Source organism: Caulobacter sp. 05L422, assembly GCF_056397765.1.
This window is the reverse complement of the sequence record NZ_JBFTOB010000041.1, coordinates 1-15,196: the sequence shown is the minus strand read 5'-3', so window position 1 is coordinate 15,196 and position 15,196 is coordinate 1. Positions and strand designations below refer to the sequence as shown.

Annotated in this window: 11 protein-coding genes; 4 read left to right on the top strand and 7 right to left on the bottom strand. The window is 69.6% G+C overall.

All coding sequences use genetic code 11. The features are described from left to right. Both AC1DMQ_RS25550 and AC1DMQ_RS25545 read right to left on the bottom strand, forming a co-directional pair. On the bottom strand, nt 1-470 hold a 470-nt coding region (locus tag AC1DMQ_RS25550; protein ID WP_477036338.1), incomplete at its 3' end, for a glucuronate isomerase. Between the two features lie 105 nt (nt 471-575). Then, nucleotides 576-1,667, bottom strand: a complete 1,092-nt coding sequence (locus AC1DMQ_RS25545; RefSeq protein ID WP_477036337.1) for a LacI family DNA-binding transcriptional regulator — start codon at nt 1,665-1,667, stop codon at nt 576-578. Nucleotides 1,668-1,827: 160 nt separating this feature from the next. Here AC1DMQ_RS25545 and AC1DMQ_RS25540 point away from each other — a divergent pair, with 160 nt between their 5' ends. Continuing rightward, nucleotides 1,828-3,336, top strand: a complete 1,509-nt coding sequence (locus AC1DMQ_RS25540; protein ID WP_477036340.1) for a UxaA family hydrolase — start codon at nt 1,828-1,830, stop codon at nt 3,334-3,336. Further along, on the top strand, nt 3,333-4,778 hold the full coding sequence (locus AC1DMQ_RS25535; RefSeq protein WP_477036336.1) for a mannitol dehydrogenase family protein: 1,446 nt from the start codon (nt 3,333-3,335) through the stop codon (nt 4,776-4,778). Before AC1DMQ_RS25540 ends, AC1DMQ_RS25535 begins: the two co-directional genes overlap by 4 nt. Nucleotides 4,779-4,821: 43 nt before the next feature. Here the strand turns inward: AC1DMQ_RS25535 and AC1DMQ_RS25530 are convergent, their stop codons facing one another. The 3 genes from AC1DMQ_RS25530 to AC1DMQ_RS25520 form a co-directional block, all read right to left on the bottom strand. Then, the gene (locus AC1DMQ_RS25530; RefSeq protein ID WP_477036335.1) at nt 4,822-5,382 is read right to left on the bottom strand and encodes a sugar transferase; all 561 of its coding nucleotides are present in this window, start codon (nt 5,380-5,382) and stop codon (nt 4,822-4,824) included. Between the two features lie 16 nt (nt 5,383-5,398). Continuing rightward, nucleotides 5,399-8,341 (bottom strand): coiled-coil domain-containing protein, encoded by a 2,943-nt coding sequence (locus AC1DMQ_RS25525; RefSeq protein WP_477036334.1) that lies wholly within the window; start codon nt 8,339-8,341, stop codon nt 5,399-5,401. Between the two features lie 162 nt (nt 8,342-8,503). Then, nucleotides 8,504-8,704 (bottom strand): hypothetical protein, encoded by a 201-nt coding sequence (locus AC1DMQ_RS25520; protein WP_477036333.1) that lies wholly within the window; start codon nt 8,702-8,704, stop codon nt 8,504-8,506. A 289-nt stretch (nt 8,705-8,993) separates the two neighbouring features. Between AC1DMQ_RS25520 and cysD the strand changes: the two genes are divergently transcribed. Further along, a complete protein-coding gene (gene cysD, locus AC1DMQ_RS25515) occupies nt 8,994-9,923 on the top strand; it encodes a sulfate adenylyltransferase subunit CysD (RefSeq protein ID WP_477036332.1) in 930 nt (309 codons plus the stop codon). Nucleotides 9,924-9,931: 8 nt separating this feature from the next. Then, on the top strand, nt 9,932-11,836 hold the full coding sequence (gene cysN / locus AC1DMQ_RS25510; protein ID WP_477036339.1) for a sulfate adenylyltransferase subunit CysN: 1,905 nt from the start codon (nt 9,932-9,934) through the stop codon (nt 11,834-11,836). 1 nt (nt 11,837) lies between these two features. Here cysN and AC1DMQ_RS25505 read toward each other — a convergent pair whose 3' ends face one another. After that, nucleotides 11,838-13,031, bottom strand: a complete 1,194-nt coding sequence (locus AC1DMQ_RS25505) for an MFS transporter (RefSeq protein WP_477036331.1) — start codon at nt 13,029-13,031, stop codon at nt 11,838-11,840. A gap of 1 nt (nt 13,032) precedes the next feature. Then, nucleotides 13,033-14,742, bottom strand: coding sequence for a methionine--tRNA ligase (gene metG / locus AC1DMQ_RS25500; RefSeq protein WP_477036330.1), 1,710 nt, complete (start codon nt 14,740-14,742; stop codon nt 13,033-13,035). Nucleotides 14,743-15,196 lie beyond the last annotated feature (454 nt).

Genomic DNA, 15,196 nt, shown 5'->3' with positions numbered 1-15,196 from the left:
AGCGCCCGGGGCCGGAAGGCCTCGGTGGCCAGGGCTTCGTTGATGCGGTCGAAATAGTCGTCGGCGTTGTCGGGGCCGAAGAACTGCGTGAAGCCGAACACCTGGCTGAACACGTGGTTGAGCCACATCCACGAGGGCGTGCCGCGGAACAGGTAGAAGTTCTCGGCCAGCTTGCGCCACGCTTCGCGCGGATCGGTGCTCGGGACCCCGGCCTTGGAGCGGACCTTCAGCGAATCCAGGCTGACGCCCTGGCTGTAGAGCATGCGGAACAGGTAGTGGTCCGGCGCCAGCAAGAGATCAGTGGCGTCCTCGAAGGGCGCATTCGTCGCGAACCAGGCCGGGTCGGTGTGGCCGTGCGGGCTGATGATCGGCAGGCCCTTGACCTGGCCGTACAGCGCCCGCGCGATCTCCCGCGTGCGCCCATCGGCCGGAAACAGGCGGTCGTCGTGAAAAACCAGAGGCCGGGTCATGGCGTCATTTACTCCCTACTCCGCCGACGGCTTCCACGGGCCGTTTTCGACGCGCTTGGTAACCGGTGTCATGGCGCCATGCAAGCCAAAGGCGCCGCCCCGACCCTACACTGTCGGAGGGACGCCCGACGATTCCCGAACCACAAGATAGGGGATGGTGCTGTTGGGATCGCGCTTATCGCGAACCGCCGCCCCGATCAGCTTCTCGGCCGCGATCCGGCCCACTTCGCGCGTCGGAATGTGGATGGTGGTCAACGGCGGCCAGACGGCCTGGGCGATCTGGAAGTCGTCGAAGCCGACCACGGTCACGTCGGCCGGAACCTGCAGCCCGGCGCGTCGGGCAGCCTGCAGGACGCCGGCGGCCATTTCGTCGTTGCCGGCGAAGATCGCGGTCGGCCGCGGCGTCTTGGCCAGCAGTTGCTCGCCGCAGGCCAGGCCGGATTCGAAGGTGTAGGCGCCTTGGACGACATAGTCGGGCTTCAGCTCCAGGCCGGCCTTGTTCAGCGCGTCCTCGAAGCCCCCTCGCCGCTCGTGCGACGAGCGAAAGCTGGGAAGGCCGCTGATGAAGCCGATCTCGCGATGGCCCAGCTCGACCAGATAGGCCCCCATGGCCTCGCCGCCCAGACGGTCATGGCCGACGATCATGTGCTCAGGCTTGTCCAGCTCGACCGAGGCGATGCGGATGTATTCGCAGCCGATCTCGCGCAGCAGCTTGGCTACCCGCTCGTCTTCCGACACCGACGGCGGCAGCACCACGCCGAACAGCTTCTGCCGCTCCACGAAGGTGCGCACGTCCTGCAGGAAGGTCGGGCTGGAACGATCGCAGGGATGGACCACCAGCTCGAAGCCCGATCCCCGGATGCCGTCCAGCAGACCCAGCTGCATGTTCACGACATACTGCGGGTTGGGGTTGTCGTAGATCATGCCGATCAGGAACGAGCGGCGGAACGCCAGGCCCCGGGCCTGGGGGTCGGGCGCATAGCCCCACTCGGCGATCACCGCCTCGATGCGTTCGCGGGTCTCGTCGCGCACGAAGGGCGACTGGTTGATGACGCGCGAGACGGTTTTCTTCGACACCCCGGCCAGGCGGGCGATGTCGTTGATGGTGGCGCGCTTGCGGCCGCCTTCGAGGCCGCCCTCGGCGACGTCGATTTCCACGCCGTCATGGTCAGGCAAAGGGGTCTTGGACGAGGTCAAAGCGTTTCCACACAGCGATCGTTGTTTTGTTTTGTCATACTCTACCGACGGCGGCGTCGCTACAAATGCACCGCCGGACGTATATGTCCTATGGTGACACCGGTTTCCCCGCCGTACAGACGGGATGGCAGCACGAAAAGTTCCAATGACCAAGGCTTTGATGGGCGACCCAACTTCCAGTCCGGCCGAATCGATCCACGGAGTCGACCCGCGCGACCACGTGGCGACGGCCCTGCGCGACCTCGTTTCGGGCGAGACGCTGGACCTTCATGGCCAGGCGATCACGGCCCGCGCCGACATCCCCAAGGGCCACAAGATCGCCGTGCGCGCCGTGACCAAGGGCGATGACGTGCTCAAATACGGCTGGCCGATCGGCCGGGCCACGGCCGACATCGCGGTCGGCGACCATGTGCACGTCCACAATGTCGAGACCCGCCTGTCGGGCGTCGAGGACTTCACCTATGCCGACGCCCATCCCGAGCCGCACGCGGCGCCCCCGGCCGGGACCTTCCTGGGCTACCGCCGCAAGAACGGCCGCGTCGGCACCCGCAACGAGATCTGGGTGCTGTGCACCGTCGGCTGCGTGGCCAACACCGCCCGCCGGATCGCCGAGAAGGCCAACGCCCGCTTCGCCGGCCGCGTCGACGGGGTCTTCGCCTTCCCCCACCCGTTCGGCTGCTCGCAGCTGGGCGACGACCTGAGCCACACCCGCAAGCTGATCGCCGGTCTGGCCGCCCACCCCAACGCCGGCGGCGTGCTGATCCTGGGCCTGGGCTGCGAGAACAACCAGCTGAAAGCCCTGCTGGAGTCCGCGCCGGGCCTGGATCCCGAACGCCTGCGCTCGTTCACCACCCAGATGGTCGAGGACGAGCTGGAGGACGGTCTGGACGCTGTCGAGCAACTGGTCGCCATCGCCGAGAAGGACCGCCGCGAGCCGTCCCCTGTGTCGGACCTGGTGGTGGGCCTGAAATGCGGCGGCTCGGACGGCTTCTCGGGCGTCACCGCCAATCCGCTGGTCGGCCGCATCGCCGACAAGGTCTCCGACGCCGGCGGCACGCCGGTGCTGACCGAGATCCCCGAGGTGTTCGGCGCCGAGGGCGTGCTGCTGGCGCGCGCCGCCACCCGCCAGGTATTCGACGACGCCGTCGGGGTGATCGACGACTTCAAGCGCTACTTCATCGACAACCACCAGCCGATCTACGAGAACCCCTCGCCCGGCAACATCGCCGGCGGCATCACCACGCTGGAGGAAAAGTCCCTGGGCGCGGTGCAGAAGGGCGGCCGCGCGCCGCTGGTCGAGGTGCTGCGCTACGGCGAACAGGTCGGGCTGCACGGCCTGACCCTGTTGGAGGCGCCCGGCAACGACGCGGTGTCGTCCACCGCCCTGACGGCGGCCGGGGCGACGGTGATCCTGTTCACCACCGGTCGCGGCACGCCGCTGGGCTTCCCCGCCCCCACCCTGAAGATCGCCTCGAACTCGGCCCTGGCCGCCCGCAAGCCGGGCTGGATCGACTTCGACGCCGGCGTGGTGCTATCGGGCCAGACCATGGACGCGACGGCCGACTCCCTGATGGATCTGGTCGTGGCCACCGCCTCGGGCCAGCCCACCAAGGCCGAACTCAACGGCGAGCGTGAAATCGCCATCTGGAAATCAGGTGTAACCCTTTGACCACCGAGACCCTTTCCCGCCCGCTGCGCCTCAACGCCGTCAGCTATTCGGCCGCCATTCCGGGCGTCGCCCTGCCCGCCTATGACCGCGACAAGGTCACGGTCGGCGTCGTGCATTTCGGCCCCGGCGCCTTCCACCGCGCCCACCAGGCCTTCTATTTCGACCAGTTGCTGGCCAAGGATCCGCGCTGGGGGATCTGCGCCGTGTCGCTGAAGAGCCCGGGCGTCCGTGACGCCCTGCAGCCGCAGGACGGCCTCTACACCCTGGCCCAGCTGGACGCCGAGACCACGTTCCGCGTGGTCGGCTCGATCCTGGAGGTGCTGGTCGCGCCCGAGGATCCGCCCTCGGTCTTCGCCCGCCTGGCCGCCCCGACCACCCGCATGGTCACCCTGACGGTCACCGAGAAGGGCTATTGCCTGACCGGCGACGGCAAGCTGGACACGGCCCATCCGGACATCGTCCACGACCTGGCGCATCCGCGCGAGCCGGTCAGCGCCGTCGGATATGTCGTCGAAGGCCTGCGTCGTCGCCACCAGGTGGGCCTGCCGCCCTACGCCGTGGTGGCTTGCGACAACCTCGCCGACAACGGCTGGCGCCTGAAGGCCGCTGTCGTCGCCTTCGCCGACGCGATCGACCCGGCCCTGGCCGCCTGGATCGAGGCCGAGGGCCGCTTCCCGCGCACCATGGTCGACAGCATCACTCCGGCCACCGACGACGCCCTGCGCGCCCGGGTCGAGACGGCCACCGGCCTGACCGACGCCTGGCCGATCCAGCGCGAAGCCTTCACCCAGTGGGTGGTCGAAGACGTGCTGGGCGACGGAGCGCCCGACCTAGCGTCTGTCGGCGTGACCCTGACCGACGACGTGCGCGGCTTCGAGCGCGCCAAACTGAGGCTCTTGAACGGCGTCCACTCGACCATCGCCTATGTCGGCCTGCTGAAGGGTCATGAGACGGTGTTCGAGGCGATCAGCGATCCCGAGCTGGCCAAGATCGCCGAGGACCTGATGGTCCAGGACATCATCCCGACCCTGACCGCGCCGCGCGGCCTGAACCTGGCCGCCTACGCCCAGGCGATCCTGGGCCGGTTCCGCAACCCCGAGATCCGCCACCTGCTGAGCCAGATCGCCTGGGACGGCTCGCAGAAGCTGCCGTTCCGCATCCTGGGCACGGTCGCCGACGCGCTGGAGGCCGGCCGCTCGGTCGACCGCCTGGCGCTGCCTCTGGCCGCCTGGATGCACTTCGTCCGCCGCCGCGCCGCCGAGGGCGAGAAGATCGTCGATCCGCTGGCCGACCGCCTGGTCGAGACCGCGGCCGCCTGCACCGGCGACGCCAAGGCCGACGTGGCTGCGTTCCTGAAGCTGGAGCCGGTGTTCAGCCGCGACCTGGCGGGCAACGCGACGTTCGTGGCGGCGCTGGAGAAGGCGTACGCGGCGCTCGCCTGAGCACGAGCTGGGGACATGCGCATGCGCATGTCCCCTTCAGCATTTACCGCGTCACGCCCCTGCCCGTCACGACGGGCAGCACGGTCCGCAGCAGGATCGTCAGGTCGAACCAGAACCCCTGGCGTCGGAGGTATTCGGCGTCCAGGGCCACCTTCTCCGGGATGGCGATCTCGTCGCGTCCGTTGATCTGCGCCCAGCCGGTGACGCCCGGCCGCAGCGCCTCGACGCCGGCCGTCGTGCGCAGGGCCACCAGGTCGTCCTGGTTGAACAACGCCGGGCGCGGCCCCACCAGGCTCATGTCGCCGACCAGCACGCTCCACAGCTGCGGCAGCTCGTCGACGCTGGTCTTGCGCAGGAAGGCCCCCGGCGGGGTCAGCCAGCGGTCTGGATCGCCCAACAGGTGGGTGGCGACCTCGGGGGTGTCGATCCGCATGGTGCGGAACTTGGGCATCGAGAACAGGGCGTTGCCCCGCCCCACCCTCTGCGACCAATAGAGCGCCGGCCCCGGCGAGGTCAGGCGCACCACCGCCGCGACGATCAGCAGCGGGATGGCCAGCAGCAGCAGCGCCGCCCCGGACGCCGCCGCGTCGAACAGCCTTTTCACGTCAGGCCCATTCTCACTAGGCCAAGTCCCCGAACGCGGCGTCCAGCAGCAGATAGGCGCGGCCGGCGTCGGACGATAGCAGGGCCGCCACCAGGAAGCCCTCGCGGTCCTGCTCGGAGGCCTCGTCCATCATGCCGGTGTAGCGGCGCAGGAAGCGCTCGGCGTCGGCCCGCAGGGCGGCGTCCGAGAACAGCCGACGGACCAGCCTACGAATGGCGGCCGGGGCCAGTTTCTTGACCACCTCGCGCGCCCCGCCCTCGTCGTGGGTCTGGATCGTGGCGGCGATCTCGTCGATGCGCGCGCGGGGCAGCAAGGCCGTCGGGTCGATGCCCATCGCCAGGATCTCGCCGGCCATCTTCTCGCCCAGGGCGGCGTCGCCGGGCGCGACGCTTTCCAGGCCCGACAGCAGGTTGCGCCAGGACAGGCCGCCCTGTTGCGGTTCACCCCGTTCGGGCGGGGCCGGCGCGGCGTTGCGGCCGCCGGCGGCGTCGAACACGGAGCGGAACTCGTCGTCGGAGGCGGTGGGGGTCAAGCGAAGGCGAGGACGCAGGCCGGCCTCCTCGGCGCTGGGCCCATTCGCCGGCTTGGGAGCCGGCTTGGGAGCCGCCGGCGCGGCGGGCGGCGGAACCGGCTGGGGCGCGGCCTGGGCCTGGCGGTTCAGCGGCGGCGGGGCGCGGGACGGCGCGGCGGCGGGGGTCGCGGCCCCCATCCGGCCGACGGCCTCGCTGAGCATGTCGTAGTTGCGGCGGACCCGTTCCTGGAACGCCTGGTCGATCGCCGCGGTCTCCTCGGCGGTCCGGCGGGCGGAATGACGCAGATCCTCGATGCCCTGCTCGATCTGGGCCCGGACCTCGTTGGCGCGGGCCAGGGCTTCGGCCGGCAGGTCGGCGGTGCGACGGCCGACATCGGCCAGCATGGCCTCCATCTCGGCGATGGTCCCGCGAGCGGTCTCGACGCTCTCGGTCAGCTTCTGGGCCGTGCGGGCCCCGGCTTGCTCGACCACCTGGGCCGATTGCTCGATCAGGTCGCGGGCCTCGTCCATGCGGGACTCGAACACCGTGTCGGCCTTCTGGCCGGCGGCGAAGGCGATCTCGTTCAGTTGGTCGACGCGGACGCGGGCGGCGTCGACGCGCAGCTCGACGCCTTCATTGGCCTTGCGGGCCGCCTCGGCCATCGACTCCATGGCCTGGGCCAGCGCGGCTTCCAGGTCGGCGCGCTGGCCGCCGGCGGCGCTGGCCAGGGCGGCGATGGCGCTGGAGGTCTCGGCCGCCAGGGCCTCGCGTTCGGCACGGGCGGTCTCGGCGACTTCACGCAGCTGCTGGGCCGCCGCGCCGATCAGGCCGCGCAGCACCTCGGCCCCCATAGCCGCCATGTCGCTCATCTCGGTGGCGCCGGCGCGGGTGTGGCCGATGAACTCGGTCAGTTGGGCGGTGCGGGTCTCGCTCTCGGCGGCGAAGTCTTCCTGGTCGGTGCGCAGCGACTGGCTGGCGGCGACCAGAGCGGCGCGCTGGGTGGCCAGGGTGCGCTCGACGGCGCCCATCTGGTCGCCGACGCCTTGGCCGGCGGTTTCCAGGCGGGCGATCTGGCGCGACAGGTCCTCGGCCCCGACCCGCGCGGCGTCCGAGGCCTCGGCGGCGGCGGCGGCCAGGTCGGCGGCGCGGGCGGCCAGGGCGGCCTCGGCTTCGCGCAGTTGGGTCTCGGCCAGGTCGGAGGCCTCGGCGACCATGCGCGCCTGGCTGCCGATGGCGTCGACCACGGCGGTGGACTGGGCGTCCAGCGTGGTCGACAGCGCGTGCATGGCCTGGCGCTCGTGACCCAGGCCCTCGGACAGCTGCTGCACCATGCGGGCGGATTCGGTGGTGGTCTGAGCCAGGGCCAGGGTTTCCTCGGCCAGGGCCTCGCGCAGTTCCTGGACGCGGACGCGGGCTTCGTCGGCGGCGACCGTGGCGGCGTCGATCTGGTTGCGGATGCGCTCGACCACGCCGTCGACGCCCGCCGCCGCCAGGGCGGCCGGGGTGACCAGGCGGTCGGTCATGATCCGCGTGTGCTTCAGCTCGGCCGAGACGCCCATGGCCTGGCGCAGCATGTAGGCGCCCAGCAGGGTGAAGGCGGCCGGGCCGACGGCCAGGGCGGCGAACACCATCAGGGCGAACTGGTCGACCTTCAGGGACGGCACGCCTTGGCCATAGCCCAGGGCGAAAGCGATCGGCCCCAGCGTCCAGAGCGCCGCGGCGGCGATCGCCAGGCTCCAGAACAGCGGCGCGGGCATCGGCTTCTTGCCTTCGCGGGCCGGCGAGAGGGGCGTGACGGGCGGGGTGATCGGCGGGGTCTCGCGCGGCTTGGACACGGCCGCCTCGAAACGCTTGGACGGAGCCGGCGGTTCAGGCTCGACCACCGGGGCCGGCGGCTGGGCGGTCTGAGCCGACGCGATGGGCGCGGTCAGAAAAGACGGAAGCGGGGCCAGGGGTTCGGCTTCGACCGGCGCGCTGCGTCGACCACGAGCCGGCGAGAATGGCGCGGGATCGGGCTCGGGTTCCGGCGCTTTGAAGTTCGACTTCGGCGCCGGGGCCGCTTCGATCACGGCCTCCGGCTCGGGAGCCGCGACCTCGACCTTCGGAGGCTCGATCGGTTCGATCGGCTCAAGGATCTTGGGCGCGGGCTGCTGTTTCGGCGCGCCGCCGAAAAAGCCGCGACGCGCGCTGGCGCGGGGCGTTTCGGGAGCCGGCTCGGGGGGAGGCTCAGGCGCGGGTTCGGGAGCGAGATCCAGCGGGCCGCGGTCGAGAATCGGCGGGGCCGACGCGTCCGGAACGGCGGCGATATCGAGATCAAGGTCCGGTTCGGTGACCGGCGCGTCCGCATCGGGTTCGGCTTCCGTCTCGACGGGACGGCCGACGTCCTCGACCGGCGGCTCCACGGGAATGCCGGTGAAATCAAGCGGTTGGCGCTTCTTAGGCTTCATACGCAGCCATAGTCCCAGGGCGAAACGGCTTGGGGCCGGATGAACATCGCCGCGCGGACGCCCCTCTCGCACGCAACGAATAAACCTAGCGGCGAAAAGCCGGCCCGCATAGCGGGTTCCAGCGGAATTCCCATCCGGCGCAGGGCTTGGCCCGGCAAGGCTTTAGGCGCTGACCTCGGCCTTGTGCAGACGGGGACAGCGCTCGACGGTTTGAACGGCCTGTTGACGGGGCGTGCGGGCGATGACCCGCTCGGCCTTGGGCGGGGCCTTGGCCTGGTGCTCGACGGCCATGCCGAACTGGCAAAGCGCCATCGACGAAAGCCAGAGCATGATCGCGGCGATGAATTCAGCCAGGGATGACATCGGGAGGCCCATTTTCCGATATCGGCGTTATGCAGCGCTTCGGCGCCCGGCGCGAGTGAACTTTTGGTCATGAAAGGCGCCGCTCCACGAGTTGGGCTCCATCGAAGCTCACAGCGCCTGCAGATTTCCCCGCCTTGCCCGCCGCCCCCGCGAGACCTAGGTCCACGCTCAGGATCACCGCCCCGTCGTCGCGCCATTGTGCGTCGGCGGAGCTTTCCATTTGCGGATACGCGTTTTGCCCCCTACCCAAGTCGCTTCGCTGTCGCACGACGCTTTTGCGGACCCGTCCATGAGCGCCTCTGTTAGCGCCTTGTCTCCGGCCCGACTGACGCACCTCCAGCGCCTGGAAGCCGAGAGCATCCACATCCTGCGCGAGGTGGCGGCCGAGTGCGAAAACCCGGTCATGCTATACTCGATCGGCAAGGACAGCGCGGTGATGCTGCACCTGGCGGCCAAGGCGTTCTATCCGTCCAAGCCGCCCTTCCCGCTGTTGCATGTCGACACGACCTGGAAGTTCCGGGCCATGTACGAGCTGCGCGACACCATCGCCAAGCAGCTGGGCTTCGACTTGCTGGTCCACAAGAACCCCGACGCCGAGGCGCGGGGCATCAATCCGTTCGATCACGGCAGCGCCCTGCACACCGACCTGTGGAAGACCGAGGGCCTCAAGCAGGCCCTGGCCAAGTACGGCTTCGACGCGGCCTTCGGCGGCGCCCGTCGCGACGAGGAGAAGAGCCGGGCCAAGGAGCGGGTGTTCAGCTTCCGCACCACCGAGCAGCGCTGGGATCCCAAGGACCAGCGGCCCGAGCTGTGGAAGCTCTACAACACTCGCAAGCACCCGGGCGAAAGCCTGCGCGTCTTCCCGATCTCCAACTGGACCGAGCTGGACGTCTGGCAATACATCCATCTGGAGAACATCCCGATCGTGCCGCTGTACTTCGCGGCCGAGCGGCCGGTGGTCGAGCGCGACGGCAGCCTGATCATGGTCGACGACGACCGCTTCCGCCTGCGCCCCGGCGAGGTCCCGCAGATGAAGAGCGTGCGGTTCCGCACCCTGGGCTGCTACCCGCTGACCGGGGCCGTCGAAAGCACCGCCTCCACCCTGCCCGAGGTCATCCAGGAAATGCTGCTGACCACCACCAGCGAGCGCCAGGGCCGGGTCATCGACCATGACCAGTCCGCCTCGATGGAGAAGAAGAAGCAGGAGGGCTATTTCTAGTGAATACGATCTACAAGCCCTCCGACCTGATCGCCGACGACATCGACGCCTATCTGGTCGCCCACCAGCACAAGTCGCTGCTGCGCTTCATCACCTGCGGGTCGGTGGACGACGGCAAGTCGACCCTGATCGGCCGGCTGCTCTACGACAGCAAGATGATCTTCGAGGACCAGATGGCGGCCCTTGAGGCCGACTCCAAGCGGGTCGGCACCCAGGGCGGGGCGATCGACTTCGCCCTGCTGGTCGACGGCCTGGCCGCCGAGCGCGAGCAAGGCATCACCATCGACGTCGCCTACCGCTTCTTCGCCACCGACAAGCGCAAGTTCATCGTCGCCGACACCCCCGGCCACGAGCAGTACACCCGCAACATGGTCACCGGCGCCTCGACCGCCGACGCCGCCGTGATCCTGATCGACGCCCGCAAGGGCGTGCTGACCCAGACCCGTCGCCACAGCTACCTCGTCAAGCTGCTGGGCATTCGCCACGTGGTGCTGGCGGTGAACAAGATGGACCTGGTCGGCTGGGACCAGGCGACGTTCGACGGCATCGTCGCCGACTATCGCGCCTTCGCCGACCAGATCGGCCTGGAGGTCTTCACCCCGATCCCGATCTCGGGCCTGACCGGCGCCAACATGGCCAGCCGGGGCGAGGACTCGCCCTGGTATTCCGGTCCGATCCTGATGGACTGGCTGGAGGGCGTGGAGGTCGAGGACGACCTGCGGAGCCAGTCGTTCCGCATGCCCGTCCAGTGGGTCAATCGCCCGAACCTCGACTTCCGAGGCTTCTCGGGCCAGATCGCCGCCGGGACCGTCAAGCCGGGCGACCGGGTGAAGTCCCTGCCCTCGGGCCGCGAAAGCACCGTCGCCCGCATCGTCACCAAGCCCGACGACCTGGCCGAGGCCTATGCCGGCCAGTCGGTGACCATCACCCTGGCCGACGAGATCGATGTCAGCCGCGGCGACATCCTGGTGGCCGCCGACGACCCGGTCGCCGTGGCCGGCCAGTTCGAGGCCACCGTCGTCTGGATGGACGACGAGCCCCTGCCTCCCGGCCGCTCCTACCTGCTGAAGATCGGCACGCGGATGGTCGGCGCCAGCGTCACCGAGATCAAGCACCGGGTGAACGTCAACACGCTGGAGCACCTGGCGGCCAAGAAGCTGGAGCTGAACGAGATCGGCCTGGTGAACCTGTCGCTGGACCAGGCCATCCCGTTCGAGCCCTACGCCCAGAACCGCGACCTGGGCGGCTTCATCCTGATCGACCGGATCAGCAACCGCACCGTCGGGGCGGGCCTGCTGAACTTCGCCCTGCGCCGGGCCGACAACATCCACTGGCAGCACACCGACGTCAGCAAGGCCTCGCGGGCGGCGCTGAAGGGCCAGCGCGGCCGGGTGGTCTGGCTGACGGGCCTGTCGGGCGCGGGCAAGTCGACGATCGCCAACCTGGTCGAGAAGCGCCTGCACGCCCTTGGCCGCCACACCTATCTGCTGGACGGCGACAACGTCCGTCACGGCCTCAACAAGAACCTCGGCTTCACCGAGGAGGACCGGGTCGAGAACATCCGCCGGGTGGCCGAGGTGGCCAAGCTGATGGTCGACGCCGGGCTGATCGTGCTGACCGCCTTCATCTCGCCGTTCCGGGCCGAGCGCCGGCTGGCGCGCGAGATCCTGCAGGACGGCGAGTTCGTCGAGGTGTTCGTCGACACCCCGCTGGCGGTGGCCGAGGAGCGCGACGTCAAGGGCCTCTACAAGAAGGCGCGGGCGGGCCAGCTGAAGAACTTCACCGGCATCGACAGTCCCTACGAGGCGCCCGAGACGCCGGAGTTGCGGATCGACACCACGAAGATGGACCCGGTCGCCGCCGCCGAGCGGATCGTCGCCTGGCTTGAAGGCGAGCTGGATTACGAGATCTAGGTCAGGAAGGCTGGCGCGGCGCGAGCCGCGTCAGCCGCACCGCCCCGATCAGCCCCAGCCCGCCCATCGTCGCCATGGCCAGGTAGCCCCTGGTCCCGAAGGCGTCGAACAGCGGGCCCGCCGCCAGCGTGCCGACGCCCAGCATGAAGCCCGCCGACAGGGCCGAGTTGATCGCCTGGGCGGCCGAGGCGCTCTGCGGCGGGGCCAGGCGCTCGATCAGCCGCAGCGAGGCCATGAAGCTGGCCGCGAAGGTCAGGGCGTGCAGGGCCTGCAGCGGGAACAGCAGCCACAGCGGCGGGGCGAAGGCGTAGGCCGTCCAGCGCAGCAGGGCCGCGGCCCCACCCAGCACCAGCAGCTTCTCGGGCCCGACCTTGCGCCGCCACGGCTCGGCGAACCACATGAAGCCGACCTCGACGGCCACCCCCACGCCCCACAGCACGCCGATCATCGGCGCCGAAATCCCCTGGTTGCGCCAGAGCAGGGCCGAAAAGCCGTAGTAGAAGGCGTGCGCCCCCTGGATCAGGCCGGCGGTGATCACGGCCAGCACGAAGGTCCTGTCGCGTAGCAGTCCGCCCAGGCCCTTCCAGCGCTCGGCGCGGTCGGGCTTGACGACGCCGACGTCATGGACCCGTTCGGGCGGCACGATCAGGGCCGAGACCACGGCCACGCCGATCGCCGCCGTGGTGATCCAGGCGACGATGACGCTGGGCGCCATGACCGCCAGGATCGCCCCCATGGCCAGGTTGGCGACGATGAAGGCCGCCGAGCCGGCGCCGCGCGGAACGCCGTAGTTGAAGCCGTCCAGGCGCGAGCGGCGCAGGGTGATCACGTCGATCAGCGGCGTCAGGGTGGTCAGGAAGGTCATGCCCACCAGCCAGCAGACCAGCAGCCCCCAGAAGCCCGGCGCGGCCAGCATGGCCAGGTAGCCGGCCGCCGCCCCCAGGGCCAGCAGGGCCAGGGGCGTGCGGCGCAGGGTGAAGCCGTCGGCCCAGACCGCCAGCACCGGACCCAGGAACGGGCGCGCCAGCAGCGGCACGGCCAGCACCACCCCGATCTCCGCCCCCGTCAAGCCGCGCGAGCGGAAATAGGTGGCGATGTAGGGCAGGCTGACGCCGGTGCCGAGATAGGAGACGACGTAGAACAGGCCCAGGCGGGTTTGGGAGGAAAGGCGCCCTGCCCCCACCGGGTTCGTCACCCTATTCGGCTCCGCCGAACCGAGCGGTCCACTCGGCGATCTGCTCGTCCTCGATCTTCTTGAACAGCACCTCCGGCGCGCGGACCGACAGGCCGACCGGCAGGGTCGACAGTTCGGCGGCGGCGTCGGTGGTCGGCCAGGCGCCCGGATAGGCCTGGCTGAAGGCCTCGCTGATCTTCTCGGCGGCGAACGGGATGAACGGCGCGGAGATGCGGGCGTACAGCGCCGCCAGGTTCAGGGCGGTGCGGACGATCACGGCGGCGCGGTCGCGATCGGTCTTGATCGCCGTCCACGGGGCGGCTTCCTGCAGGTACTCGTTGCCGACCACCCACAGGGCCCGCAGGGCCTGGGCGCTCTTGCGCACCTCGATGGCGTCCATCTGTTCGGCCAGGTCGGCCAGGCGGGCCGAGACGTCGGCGTAGAGCTTCTCCTCCAGCGGCCCGGGGGCGCCGCCGTCGGGGATCACGCCGTCGAACTTGCTCTCGGTGAACTTCAGGATGCGGTTGACGAAGTTGCCCAGCACGTCGGCCAGGTCGCGGTTCACGGCGCTGGCGAACTGCTCCCAGGTGAAGGCCGTGTCGCTGCTCTCGGGCGAGTTCGAGGTCAGGTACCAGCGCCACAGGTCGGGCGGCAGCAGCTCCAGCGCCGCGTCCATGAACACGCCGCGCTGGTTGCTGGTCGAGAACTTGCCGCCGTACCAGTTCAGCCAGTTGAAGGCCTTGAGCATGTCGACGCTCTTCCACGGCTCTTCCGAGCCCAGGATGGTCGCGGGGAAGCTGACGGTGTGGAAGGCGACGTTGTCCTTGCCCATGAACTGGACGTAGCGGACGTCTTCCGCGCCCTCGTCGGTGCGCCACCACGACTTCCAGTCGCGGTCCGCGCCGGCCTCGGCCCATTCCTGGGTGGCGGCGATGTATTCGATCGGGGCGTCGAACCAGACGTAGAAGACCTTGTCCTCGAAGCTCGGGCGCGGGAACTCGCCCTTGGTCACCGGGATGCCCCAGGCCAGGTCGCGGGTGATGCCGCGGTCGATCAGCCCCTCGTCCAGGTGCTTGTAGGCGATCGACTTGGCCAGCAGCGGCCAGTCGCCGTGGGCGTCGACCCAGGCCCTGATGCGATCAGCCATCTTCGTTTGAAGAAGATAGAGGTGGCGGGTGTCGCGCACCTCCAGGTTCCGCGAGCCGGAGATCACCGAATAGGCGTTCTTCAGGTCGGTGGGGTCCAGCAGGTTGCCGCAGTTGTCGCACTGGTCGCCGCGGGCCTTCTCGAAGCCGCAGTGCGGGCAGGTGCCCTCGATGTAGCGGTCGGGCAGGAAGCGCTTGTCGTCGATGGAATAGACCATCTGGTCGACGCGTTCCTCGATCAGGCCGCGCTCCTCCAGCACCTCGCAGAAGTGCTGGGTCAGGCGATGGTTCTGCGGCGAGGACGAACGGCCGAAATGGTCCCACGACAGGCCGAAGGCGCGGCCGACGTCGTGCTGCAGCACGTGCTGCTCGGCGCAGTAGGTGGCCACGTCCTGGCCGGCGGCGGCGGCGGCCAGCTCGGCCGGGGTGCCGTGCTCGTCGGTGGCGCAGATGTAGAGCGTGTCGTTGCCCCGGGCCCGCTGGAAGCGCGCATAGACGTCGGCCGGCAGCATCGATCCCGCCAGATTGCCCAGGTGCTTGATGCCGTTGATGTACGGCAGGGCGGAGGTGATCAGGATGCGGGCCATGGGTCTTCCGGGGGAGTCGAGGAGCGGTTGCATATAGAAGGCCCGGGGCGGAAACGAAAGCTCGGTGCGGTGAACACTTGCCCCCTACGGACCGCTTCGCGGTCGTCTTCCCCCAAAGGGGGAAGAGGGCGCGCGTTCTCCTCCGCCCCCTCGCCGCGACAGACCGCGAAGCCGTCAGGTGGGGGCAAGTGTTCGCGGACACGGCTGGGCCGCCTCACGCGGAACCGCTGAGGGAATGGAAAGGGTCGCGGAGCGCCGGACGACGTCCGGATGCTTTGAGATAAATACCGTTTCGACGAAGCCAGTCGCTCCGCGCCATCGTTATCCGCCAGCATCCGGTGGGCAGCCCTGTTGAGGCTTAGCCGGACCCGGTCTCGATCCCTTTCGGGAGAAACCGGCCGCCGAGGGCGCGGGCCAATGGGCAATACACGCGCTTTGTCCCCGTTCGACGCCG

Excerpts from the sequence above, each read along its gene's own strand:
- AC1DMQ_RS25540 (WP_477036340.1), top strand. The coding sequence starts at position 1,828 with ATGGGCGACCCAACTTCCAGTCCGGCCGAATCGATCCACGGAGTCGAC.
- AC1DMQ_RS25525 (WP_477036334.1), bottom strand. The coding sequence starts at position 8,341 with ATGAAGCCTAAGAAGCGCCAACCGCTTGATTTCACCGGCATTCCCGTG.
- AC1DMQ_RS25520 (WP_477036333.1), bottom strand. The coding sequence starts at position 8,704 with ATGTCATCCCTGGCTGAATTCATCGCCGCGATCATGCTCTGGCTTTCG.
- cysD (WP_477036332.1), top strand. The coding sequence starts at position 8,994 with ATGAGCGCCTCTGTTAGCGCCTTGTCTCCGGCCCGACTGACGCACCTC.
- metG (WP_477036330.1), bottom strand. The coding sequence starts at position 14,742 with ATGGCCCGCATCCTGATCACCTCCGCCCTGCCGTACATCAACGGCATC.